The sequence below is a fragment of the Microcystis sp. M20BS1 genome (genome assembly GCF_020245305.1).
Classification (GTDB): Bacteria; Cyanobacteriota; Cyanobacteriia; order Cyanobacteriales; family Microcystaceae; genus Microcystis; species Microcystis ichthyoblabe_A.
In genome coordinates this window covers 17,520-27,952 of record NZ_JADBUZ010000095.1, presented here as the reverse complement: position 1 = coordinate 27,952, position 10,433 = coordinate 17,520, and the positions used below count along the sequence as shown (strand labels likewise).

At 41.9% G+C, this 10,433-nt stretch carries 12 protein-coding genes; 8 read left to right on the top strand and 4 right to left on the bottom strand.

Annotation, left to right across the window (positions count from 1 at the left end):
• Positions 1-251: hypothetical protein (locus tag IM507_RS09850; RefSeq protein WP_287636944.1), on the top strand; the 251-nt coding region annotated here is incomplete at its 5' end.
• Positions 252-293: 42 nt separating this feature from the next.
• On the top strand, positions 294-866 hold the full coding sequence (locus tag IM507_RS09845) for a transposase (protein WP_002736202.1): 573 nt from the start codon (positions 294-296) through the stop codon (positions 864-866).
• A 220-nt stretch (positions 867-1,086) separates the two neighbouring features.
• Here the strand turns inward: IM507_RS09845 and IM507_RS09840 are convergent, their stop codons facing one another.
• Both IM507_RS09840 and IM507_RS09835 read right to left on the bottom strand, forming a co-directional pair.
• Positions 1,087-1,266, bottom strand: coding sequence for a hypothetical protein (locus IM507_RS09840; RefSeq protein ID WP_002736780.1), 180 nt, complete (start codon positions 1,264-1,266; stop codon positions 1,087-1,089).
• A gap of 53 nt (positions 1,267-1,319) precedes the next feature.
• Complete coding sequence (locus IM507_RS09835; protein ID WP_190538182.1) at positions 1,320-2,879, bottom strand: hypothetical protein; 1,560 nt, start codon at positions 2,877-2,879, stop codon at positions 1,320-1,322.
• A 140-nt stretch (positions 2,880-3,019) separates the two neighbouring features.
• Between IM507_RS09835 and IM507_RS09830 the strand changes: the two genes are divergently transcribed.
• Positions 3,020-3,511 (top strand): hypothetical protein, encoded by a 492-nt coding sequence (locus IM507_RS09830; protein WP_002737371.1) that lies wholly within the window; start codon positions 3,020-3,022, stop codon positions 3,509-3,511.
• On the opposite strand, the gene IM507_RS09825 is transcribed toward IM507_RS09830, so the two are convergent.
• A complete protein-coding gene (locus IM507_RS09825) occupies positions 3,508-4,542 on the bottom strand; it encodes a M42 family metallopeptidase (protein ID WP_287636942.1) in 1,035 nt (344 codons plus the stop codon). The genes IM507_RS09830 and IM507_RS09825 overlap by 4 nt on opposite strands.
• Before the next feature lie 115 nt (positions 4,543-4,657).
• Positions 4,658-5,995 (bottom strand): helix-hairpin-helix domain-containing protein, encoded by a 1,338-nt coding sequence (locus tag IM507_RS09820; protein WP_149108132.1) that lies wholly within the window; start codon positions 5,993-5,995, stop codon positions 4,658-4,660.
• Positions 5,996-6,357: 362 nt separating this feature from the next.
• Between IM507_RS09820 and IM507_RS09815 the strand changes: the two genes are divergently transcribed.
• From IM507_RS09815 to gvpC, 5 genes are all read left to right on the top strand, one after another.
• Positions 6,358-6,627, top strand: coding sequence for a hypothetical protein (locus IM507_RS09815; protein ID WP_002736360.1), 270 nt, complete (start codon positions 6,358-6,360; stop codon positions 6,625-6,627).
• 1,108 nt (positions 6,628-7,735) lie between these two features.
• On the top strand, positions 7,736-7,978 hold the full coding sequence (gene gvpA, locus IM507_RS09810) for a gas vesicle structural protein GvpA (protein WP_425311603.1): 243 nt from the start codon (positions 7,736-7,738) through the stop codon (positions 7,976-7,978).
• A 354-nt stretch (positions 7,979-8,332) separates the two neighbouring features.
• Positions 8,333-8,548, top strand: a complete 216-nt coding sequence (gvpA, locus tag IM507_RS09805) for a gas vesicle structural protein GvpA (protein WP_002735503.1) — start codon at positions 8,333-8,335, stop codon at positions 8,546-8,548.
• 330 nt (positions 8,549-8,878) lie between these two features.
• The gene (gene gvpA / locus IM507_RS09800; RefSeq protein ID WP_002735503.1) at positions 8,879-9,094 is read left to right on the top strand and encodes a gas vesicle structural protein GvpA; all 216 of its coding nucleotides are present in this window, start codon (positions 8,879-8,881) and stop codon (positions 9,092-9,094) included.
• Positions 9,095-9,360: 266 nt separating this feature from the next.
• Positions 9,361-9,999: a gas vesicle protein GvpC gene (gene gvpC / locus IM507_RS09795; protein ID WP_002736872.1), complete on the top strand. Its 639-nt coding sequence runs from the start codon at positions 9,361-9,363 to the stop codon at positions 9,997-9,999.
• The last annotated feature ends 434 nt before the right edge of the window (positions 10,000-10,433 follow it).

Here is a 10,433-nt window from a genome sequence, read left to right as displayed (position 1 = left end):
TGGGGGTTTTTGGTGGGGGTTGGGCGCACGCGGTGCGCCCCTACGGGTTTTGGGGGGTTGGGTTTTTTGGGGTTTTTTGGTGGGGGTTGGGCGCACGCGGTGCGCCCCTACGGGTTTTGGGGGGGTTGGGTTTTTTGGGGTTTTTTGGTGGGGGTTGGGCGCACGCGGTGCGCCCCTACGGGTTTTGGGGGGGTTGGGTTTTTTGGGGGTTTCAGGAAAAATACGTCGGTGTGAATTGCGATCGCTTATGATGGGAATTGATAAGAGGTTTTGTTAGTATTGCGGGAATATATATGACCTTTGATCCTGAAAAACATCATCGTCGTTCTATTCGCCTCAGAAATTATGATTATTCCCAACCCGGAGCATATTTTGTCACTATTTGTACCTACCAAAAACAATCCTGGTTTGGAGAAATCAAAAATGGGCAAATATACCTTAATCAATTAGGAAAAATTGTCGCTGATGAATGGCTAAAAACCTGCAAAATTCGACCTAATTTTAAATTGGATGAATGGGTTATTATGCCCAATCATTTTCATGGAATTGTTATAATTAATGATTATTCTGGCGACGATCAGAGTTTGGGCGCACGCGATGCGCCCCTACAGCAGAAACCGAATTCTTTATCGTCATGTATTGCGGGGTTTAAATCGGCGGTTACTAAACGAATTAATTTGCTTCGACAGAACACAGATACTCCTATCTGGCAACGCAATTATTATGAATCAATTCTTCGAGATGAAAAGTATCTAGCAGTTGTTCGAGAATATATTATTAACAATCCCAAAAACTGGACAAATGATCGAGATTATCTGCCAATCGATCAACAATCACAAGAATTATATTTAGATTTGTTGTTTTAAGCGAGAATATAAAACAGTAGGGGCGAACCGCGTTCGCCCAGAGCCAATAATTAGCCCACCACCAATATCGAATTAATCAAAAAATTCAATTTTGTTTATCTGTAGGGGCGCACCGCGTTCGCCCAGAGCCAATAATTAGCCCACCACCAATATCGAATTAATCAAAAAATTCAATTTTGTTTATCTGTAGGGGCGCACCGCGTTCGCCCACCCCCAATTATTAACCCACCACCAATTTGTGTAAGGTTTCTAGCTTTTGATCGAAATCTTTTTCGAGATTATCTAGCTTTTGATCAACATCTTGCTGTAAGGTGTCTAGCTTTCGATCAACACTTTGAATACTATTTTTAATTTCCTTAAGGACAGATTCGAGGGAATAGGGAATGGTTTCTTCTGTCATTGCGGTTAACTCCTATCAGTCGAGAGATAATGTAATTATCGATAAAAATCCTCTTAATTCTCCACTTCATTTTTTTCGGGAAATCCCGCCTCATCTTCTAATTTATCGCTGATTTCTGGCAGTTTTAGCAATATTCCAGCGAATAACCAATAGTAAACAGAAATAGGCTCGACGGAGAGAGGATAATAGTAGGGATTATAGCTAATAAAAAGTATAAAAATCCAGATACAGAGACCCCAATGCTTTAAAGCGGGATTTTTTACTTTTAAATAGGCTTTAAAGGTGAGAATACAGAGAATTGTCACCAGTGCCATAAGAGTGATAAAACCGACGATACCGATTTCGTAGATAAGTTTAGCGTAGTAGGTTTCAATTAGTCTTATCCCATCTTCCCCCACTATATGACGAGCGCCAGTGGTAGCTGTGCCTAAACCAAAACCAAAAAGCTGTAAATATCTTAAGGCCCACTGCATTTGATTGCCTACAAAGTCAATGGGAGACGAATATAGCCAGCGACCGATAAAATTTAGCCCTCTTTCCCGAATAAAGGGAATTAACATCACCGCGAGCAGGGAAAGCATCGCCACAATTACCAATTTTAATGGTAACTTTTGCTTATTTTTGCTAGTAGCAATAAAAAGAACCAAGTAAAACAAATGTACTAGCAAAAAAGGTAATCTTTGTCCAGAAACCAGAGTCGCAAGGAAGACTAAAACTATGGCCACCCAACCAGCGACGCGCCATCTTTTTTGTGGATCACTAAAACTGGCTGCGTAACTGATGACGCTACTAGATACTAAAAACCAACCCCATTGCCAAGGATCGGAAAATGTGCCGGGGAGACGAATTAAGCCTCGATCGGGATTATACAACACCGAACCCCCGACAAAACATTGAGCTTTCAAGCTGGCTTTGGCGGTAATATCTGGATAAAATTGGGTATCGGATTTCGGGGCACTAACTTCTAGTTGATTGAAGAATTCACTATTGTGACAGATGCCTTGGAGGAGTAAAAAGTATTGAATTAGAGCTAAACTGCAACAGACTAAGATCATCACGATTAAAAGCCGATTAACCACGAATAAATCCCGTTTTTGCTCGATTAAATAGTAGCCACAGAGAACCAGGGGAATATAACCGAGGATGGTTTTTAATCCCACAATTCCCACAACAATTGATCCTTGGGGCAGATTGACAAAAAGAAAAGTTATCAAGCTGATGGCAAGTAAAATTAAAGCCGTGAGGAGAAAAGGCTTGATTTGCGGGCTTAATTGCTTAAAAGTTTTGGTTTTAATTAAAATTGCCGCTAAAGCTGGTAAATAAAAGGCATCCTTGGCGATTTTGTAGAGAGCATAGGATGGCTCTTCACCAATGAAGTTGCCCTTTACCTGAAAAACTCTCACTACGGCAAAAGTGACGGTATTACTCAGGGGAAGATAGATGAGCAGGGCTAATAATCCCAGACGGGGATGGATAAAAGAAGCAACCATGGCAGGAACTGCCAAAATACCTAATAAAGATGCTTTTTCGTCAAATAAAATCCCCAAAACTACACTAATTATTGTGGTGGCGATCACTAATATAGTTAGTGACAGGGAGTTACTCTCTTTCATGCCGTACAACTTTAACAGGTTTAGCAGAAAGTCTAACAGATTTTTGTCAAGATTCTCATTCTCAATGGCCGAGAGTTTCCTTTTGCTTCTTACCTGTTGCTATACTTATGTAAAATTTCATTTATCTCGATCTTGACTCCGTGGCCGAAAATCTTTCTTTTCAAGACCTTTATCAAGCTGGAATCAGTGCCTTTGAGCGTGGACAATATCGTCTTAGTATCCAGCAATTAAATGCGGCTTTAGCCTTAATTTCCTTAGGATCTCGAGCAGGGGGTGAGATTCAAATTTGGTTAATTTCTGCCCATCAGGGGTTAGGAGAGGGGGAGAAAGCTAGTGAAATCTGTAGGCAACTTATTACCCATCCTATCTATCAAATTCGCGAACAGGCCAAGCGTCTGCTTTATATTATCGAAGCTCCCCGTCTCAAACGCCCAGATGAGTGGATGACGAAGATTCCCGATTTAGAGAAACTTCCCGATAGCACAGCGCAATTTAAAAAGGGAACCAATAAACAGAAAAAAGAAGAACCCCCCGCACCCATGCAGTTAGAGCAGCATAAAAATACTGTTTTTATCGGACTAGCGATCGCTATTATTCTATTGATGCTCTGGTTTTTTGCTAAAAATAGCTAAATTAGTTGACAATAAGCTTGTAATATGCTAATGCAGTTGGCTATGGCTCCTAAATGGGCGATTTCATAACCGTGGGTGTTTTGGGTGGGAAAACCTAAGCAAGCGGCCTTAGCTATATGACCGAATTTCATGGCAATGGAGGCATCGCTACCAAAACCACTAATAATGGCTAATTGCAGCGGTATTCCCGCCTTTTCGGCCGCAATTCGTAATTCTTGATTTAATTGCTCATCATAGATACCGTAACCATCCTGAGACAATAACACAGGACTGCTGCCATCCTTAATCGGATATTCAGGAGCGAGGGGACAGATTTCTAGGGCAATTAAAGCATCTAAGCGGTTATTTGCGGTAAAAAATAAGGCCCCTAATGCTCCTACCTCCTCCTTAGCTGAGGCAACCAGATATATATCCACCGCAGGGTTAATTATTCTGGCCGCTAATGCCAAAAGAATCGCCACGGAAGCTTTATTATCAAGGGTATAACTGGCAATGTAGTCTTTTAGTCGCAAGGGTTGTTTTCGGTGTTTTCCCACCACGACTCGACTACCGACGCGCACCCCGCAAGCGTCTAATTCTTCTGGAGTCAATTTCGTCTCTATCCATGCGGATTCCCAGGTGACGGGAGTGTTTTCCTGCTGCACTTTTTGCGGGGATTGATGGGAAATATGACGGGAACCAAAGGAGAGAATCCCCGATCTGGTTCCTTTATCACCGATAATATCCACCACTCCCTCTCCGTAAATCCAAGGAAAAGCTCCCCTGAGTTGGCGAATTTGCAGAGTACCATCGGGATTAATTGCTTTGATAATAGCCCCAATTTCGTCTTTATGACCGGTAATAGCAATTTTTTTAGTCGAATCCCGTCCTCTAATCTTGCCGATGACATTTCCCGCTTGATCTTGCCATGTTTCTAATCCTAACTCTTGAAAGCGTTCTAGTAAAAAGCGATCGATTTCCGTTTCCATCCCACTAGGAGAATGATGGAGGACAAGAGTGGCAATAGTGTCAAAGAGTTGATCAAAATCCATATTTATCTTGATTTTGTGGGTGGAAAAAGAATTATTATCGAAACCGGAAATCGAAAAGGTTTTACAGAAACAATATTGGCGCAATCATGGCCCTTGGGTGATTGCCAGTTAGCATTTAATGATTAATCAGAGGTGCGGAATTAGCCAGAAAACCGGCAACTTTCAGAGACTCTACCACTGAATTGTCATCCTCTACCCAATAGTTTTGTCCTAAACGCACAAATTGACGCTGAGTTCCCGCACCGATGGTGGCAATAACGGGAACTTTTGCCTTTTGTTTGTCTCCCGATTGCAGAATACTTTTAAGAAGATTTTGACGATTTTGGTTGACGACATCTTGCAGCGATAAATTAACCATCACCATTTTAATGGTTTCGATCGGTTCGGCATCTTCGATAATTAATTGTACCCGATCATCTCGGCGATCCACTTTTCCCCACACCATTAAAGTTGCTTCCTCCACTAATAATTTTTGCAGACGTTCGTAGCTATCGGAAAAAACCACCGCTTCCGACTGTCCCGAGGCATCTTCTAGGGTTAAAAAGGCCATGGGAGTCCCTTTTTTGGTCATAATTTTCTTGACGGCATTTAATAGGACAATGGCACTGACTTTTTTTCTGGTTTTGTGTTCTTCTAAGTCAGCTAAATTGATGGGAGATAGGACTTGAGCAGCTCTTTGTAAAGCTTTTAAAGGATGTTCGGAAACATAAAAACCCAAATGTTCTTTTTCCAGTTTTAACTTTTCCTGTAGGGAAAAATCTTCTACTGCGGTGGCACTGGGAGACTGTTCAAACTCGGACTCTTGTTTATTTTCTGCGCTACCCCCTAGCATATCAAAAATATTCATTTGACCACTTTCTTTCTCTTTGGTGCGTTTTTGCGCCCAAGCAACTACTAATTCCAAATCTTCAATTAATTGATGGCGATTCGGTTGAATTTTATCAAAAGCACCACAATAAATTAGCGTTTCTAAAGCTCTTTTGTTGATCACTCGCAAATCAACGCGCTCGCAAAAATCCCCTAAAGAAGTAAACTTTCCTCCTGTTGCTTCCCGCGCTTTTAAAATAGCCTCGATCGCATTTTCGCCCAGATTTCTAACTGCGGACAAACCAAAGAGAATTTTGCGCCCAATCGGGGTAAAATGTTTTTGCGATCGATTGATGTCGGGAGGTTCGACATCGATATTCATTTTCTGACAGTTTTCTCGATACTTTTCCACCTTATCCTGATTATCGCTACTAGCAGTTAGTAACGCTGTCATATATTCCACAGGATAATTAGCTTTTAAATAAGCAGTTTGATAGGTGACGTAAGCATAAGCGGTAGAGTGAGATTTATTAAAACAATTGGAGGCAATTAACCCGTTGCCCAGCAAAAAATTATGATCTTTCTTTACACCAATATCGTAAACGGGTTTTCTTCCCAATGATTGACGACTGATAATTTTAACCATATTAGTAACTCAACTCTCCAGAGATTTTTACAACGGTGCTAATAGAAATATGGCATTTCTTTGCCAAATCAGGCCGCCAAAGTCCCAAAAATGGCTCTCTTATTCCTTGTAACATAAGTTTAACTTATATAAGAGCGATCAATCTTTGTGTCCTTTGTGTCTTTGTGGTTCTTTCCACTAGCTCGCCAGCAAGACTGTATCTTAGAATACATTTTACCCACCAAACCTAAGAGAGCCAAAAAACCTTGCCCCTGAGGGCAAAGGCCTGTATCGTACCTTGACGAGAGGTCGGCGCTCGGTAGTTCACCCATTGTGTTATAATCCTGGCCAAGCCATCAAGGGATTTGAAAAGGAGTAACACCATGAGTCTATCTTCAGAAGCCTATCGCCAAGCCCTCGTGCGGGATGGAGAACGGCGCTATCAGGAATGGCACCAAAATTATCACAACCAATGCCGTCAATCAACGGCTGAATACCAAGCTCGTTCTGCCCAACAACGCCCAACAAAGCCCTGGATTTCCTCGGAAGCCTACCGCCAACTTTTAGTCAAAGATGGGGAGCGGCGTTTTGCGGAATGGCACGGCGAGTTTTTAGACTATCAAAGACAATTTCTGGCCAGTCAATCCACCTAAACGGACGTCAGCCAATCGCCATTACAGCAATCTCTGAAAATAGTGGCTACAGTCCCCGAAGAAATAGCTGATACCAATTTTCAATAGTCGTGACTAACATCTGAAAGTGCAATTCCTTTCTCCGAGAGGGATTGCGCTTTGAAATGATCAACTAAGTCTGTCATTACTTTTGAAAAATGATATAAAGATGAATAAGTCCAGAATGCAAGACCTATCACGAATGCAGCCAAGAATTCAAGATCAGAAGGAATAAGAATCCTGTCAACAAATGCTGATGGGCAGTCAGGAGTTTAAGCTTGTGGAGAGACTGTAAGACTGGTTGGGACTCTCTCAAAAAGCAGGTTTCTGTGAAGCAAGAATTTCCCATCACACATCTTCGCATTGTGATGGCTAGATTGTCAAGTCTGTCCACCCCTGGTCCCCGCAAATAACACCTAAGATAGCGATCATTAAAACTAAAATTTCAATACATTTGTGCCTTAAGCACCTAAAAGCCTTGCAAAGCAAGGCTTTTACTATTAGTTTATTTGTCCTGTGTCCATCAAAACAGGCTCCAGCTACCCTTCTGAGTCGATTATAGCTAGTCAAGGGTATCAAGGGTAGTCGAACAATCGCCAAGACTACCTTGGGGTAAGAAACCGTTTGTAAATTAATGTAAAAAGCTCGCCAAGTCAAGGTTTTGGCGATTTATAGAGCAAATGAACTAAAAACTCAGGATCTTTGTCAAGTAAGGACTTTGGCGATTTAAATACTTGTTTACAAACAGTTTCTAAGGGTTTGATTATTTTTCTTGGGGGGGTAAGTCCAGTTATCCCCCCAAGGTTCTTGTATTTGTCTTGTTTTTAGGTGCGCTCGCCCTGCTCTCCCAATGGGAAGTTTTGCTTAGAAAAAAGGGGAGCAGCAACCACCTTAACCCGCCTTTTCTGAGAATTGACTACATTCATTAATCACAAAACTGAGAATTAACTACATTTCTTAACGAAAAAATCGAGATTAGGTATTGACACCGACAAAAAAAGGGTGTTATTCTTCAGATGCCGAAGTGATGAAGGCAGAAAAAACAAACAAGTTTCTGAATCCTCCATGACTTCAGCACCGTACACTTTCTATGAAAACAACAAAAAGGTCTATTACCATGGCAGTCGAAAAAACTAACTCTTCCTCTAGCTTAGCTGAAGTTATTGATCGTATCCTTGACAAAGGTATCGTTATTGATGCCTGGGCTCGCGTATCTCTCGTCGGAATCGAATTATTAGCAATTGAAGCTCGTGTAGTTATCGCTTCGGTTGAAACCTACCTCAAATATGCTGAAGCCGTTGGTCTGACTCAATCTGCAGCGGTTCCTGCTTAAGGATTGATCTCAGTGAACACCCTGCTGGGGTTTACAAATTCTTAGCTTTTCTTTGATCCCTATTGAGTTTAGTTACCCCTCTCTTGGGGCGCAATAGTCTATAACTGATCAAGTTGACACGGCAACGGATAGCGAAAACGAAGCTAGACCCCTACAAATTATTTTTGTAAACGTGATCTTGTCCTTTGTAGCTAGGTTTACCCCCTATCACCAGAGTGTGAGAATCACTATTTTTCGGAATAGAAAGTCATTTTTGGTGTGGAAGCCGCGCCCCTGAGATGCGGTAGTTTGATATATCAACTTCGGGATCAGCACTGTACACTTTCTATACAACTAACAAAAAGGTCTATTACCATGGCAGTCGAAAAAACCAACTCTTCCTCTAGCTTAGCTGAAGTTATCGATCGTATCCTTGACAAAGGTATCGTTATTGATGCTTGGGCTCGCGTATCTCTCGTCGGAATCGAATTATTAGCGATTGAAGCTCGTGTAGTTATTGCTTCTGTTGAAACCTACCTCAAATATGCTGAAGCAGTTGGTCTGACTCAATCTGCAGCGGTTCCTGCTTAAGGATTGATCCCAGATTCTCCCATCGGCTGAGTAAAAACCCGACTGGGTTTTCCAGATCCTCGGATTTTCTTTAAATCCCTATTGAGTCCAGTTACCCCTCTCTTGGGGCGTAGTGTTCTATGATTGACAAGGTTGGCACGGCAAACGTGATTTTGTCCTTTGTAGCTAGGTTTACCCCCTATCACCAGAGTGTGAGACTCACTATTTTTCGGAATAGAAGGTCATTCTTGGGCTAGGAAGCCGCGCCCCTGAGATGCGGTAGCTCGATATATCAACTTTGGGATCAGCACTGTACACTTTCTATACAACTAACAAACAAGGTCTATTACCATGGCAGTCGAAAAAACCAACTCTTCCTCTAGCTTAGCTGAAGTTATCGATCGTATCCTTGACAAAGGTATCGTTATTGATGCTTGGGCTCGCGTATCTCTCGTCGGAATCGAATTATTAGCAATTGAAGCTCGTGTAGTTATCGCTTCTGTTGAAACCTACCTCAAATATGCTGAAGCAGTTGGTCTGACTCAATCTGCAGCGGTTCCTGCTTAAGGCTTGATCCCAGATTATCCTATCTGCTCAGTTAAAACCCGACCAGGTTTTCTAGATTCTCGGCTTTTCTTTAATCCCTATTGAGTTTAGTTACCCCTCTCTTGGGGCGCAATAGTCTATAATTGATAGGGTAGTTCACTATCTCAACTTTGGGGTGATAAGAAAAGTCGGACTCTACTGTCTCTCCCCCAGTCCCCGTGAAGGTTTTCCTAGCGGGTGATTGGGTCTAATCCATTCCATAGTATTTAGTAATTGAGGACAACCCCATGCCTGCTCTCATCGAAAAGTTCCGCCAGGAGCGTTTATCGATTGCTGGAGAGGTAGCTAAACTCTCGCAAGAAGTCCAAGCTTTTTTGTCGGATGTTAAAACTGAAAGACAAAAACAAGCGCAAGAACAGGCAACTGCCTTGCGTCAGTCTTTCCAAAAAGTTCAACAGGAAAGCCACTTGTTTTTAACAGCTACCCAAAAACAGCGTTTAGCTCAAGCGGAAAAGCAAAAAGAGGATTTACGTCAATTTCAAGAACAACGTTTAGCGGCAGCGAAACAGCTAGACAACGACTTACGGCAACAGCGTCTAGATCGAGCCAAACAGCTGAAAGAGGATTTAAGTCAATTCCAAGAACAACGTTTAGCTGAAGCGAAACAGTTGGCGAACGACTTACGTCAACAGCATCTAGATCGAGCTAAACAGCTGAAAGAGGATTTAAGTCAATTCCAAGAACAGCGTTTAGCGGCAGCGAAGCAGCTAGAGGACGAATTACGCCAACTTCATCTAGATCGAGCCAAACAGGTGAAGGATGATTTAAGTCAATTTCAAGAACGACGTTTAGCTGAAGCGAAACAGCTAAAAGACGAATTGCGTCAATTTCGTCAAGATTTGTCTATCTACGTTTTTGGCAAATAAACCTCTAGGTTAATTCCAACCCACTTAAGCCTAGGGCTAGAGTAAAAACCCTCTAGTCCCTTTTCCTGGCTAAACTAGAGGACTATCTGAGAATAAAACAATAAGCCTTTGGTTTTCAACCTACCATGCTGATCCTGCTTTTCTAAGTTCCTAGACTCAACCTAGGAGTGTTGGGTTCCCATTTAGTCCGCTCTAGGTCTCTGGTAAACTAAAAAGTATGATAAAGCTTCACTCAGTCTATAGTTAATGTCGTGATTAGTAGTTTTTTATTGACAAAGGAGGTAAGGGAAAAGGACTGTATCTGGGCTTTTCATTGTTTAAGTCTTGAAAAGTAATCTATACAAGAATTGTAGCCCCTTAGCCCCTTGACTGATGAATATCCTAAAAACACCTTCAGAATCAAGGTTCTAGAGGTAATTGATGACACTTCCTGA

Excerpts from the sequence above, each read along its gene's own strand:
- IM507_RS09845 (WP_002736202.1), top strand. The coding sequence starts at position 294 with ATGACCTTTGATCCTGAAAAACATCATCGTCGTTCTATTCGCCTCAGA.
- IM507_RS09840 (WP_002736780.1), bottom strand. The coding sequence starts at position 1,266 with ATGACAGAAGAAACCATTCCCTATTCCCTCGAATCTGTCCTTAAGGAA.
- IM507_RS09835 (WP_190538182.1), bottom strand. The coding sequence starts at position 2,879 with ATGAAAGAGAGTAACTCCCTGTCACTAACTATATTAGTGATCGCCACC.
- IM507_RS09825 (WP_287636942.1), bottom strand. The coding sequence starts at position 4,542 with ATGGATTTTGATCAACTCTTTGACACTATTGCCACTCTTGTCCTCCAT.
- IM507_RS09820 (WP_149108132.1), bottom strand. The coding sequence starts at position 5,995 with ATGGTTAAAATTATCAGTCGTCAATCATTGGGAAGAAAACCCGTTTAC.
- IM507_RS09815 (WP_002736360.1), top strand. The coding sequence starts at position 6,358 with ATGAGTCTATCTTCAGAAGCCTATCGCCAAGCCCTCGTGCGGGATGGA.
- gvpA (WP_425311603.1), top strand. The coding sequence starts at position 7,736 with ATGAAAACAACAAAAAGGTCTATTACCATGGCAGTCGAAAAAACTAAC.
- gvpA (WP_002735503.1), top strand. The coding sequence starts at position 8,333 with ATGGCAGTCGAAAAAACCAACTCTTCCTCTAGCTTAGCTGAAGTTATC.
- gvpA (WP_002735503.1), top strand. The coding sequence starts at position 8,879 with ATGGCAGTCGAAAAAACCAACTCTTCCTCTAGCTTAGCTGAAGTTATC.
- gvpC (WP_002736872.1), top strand. The coding sequence starts at position 9,361 with ATGCCTGCTCTCATCGAAAAGTTCCGCCAGGAGCGTTTATCGATTGCT.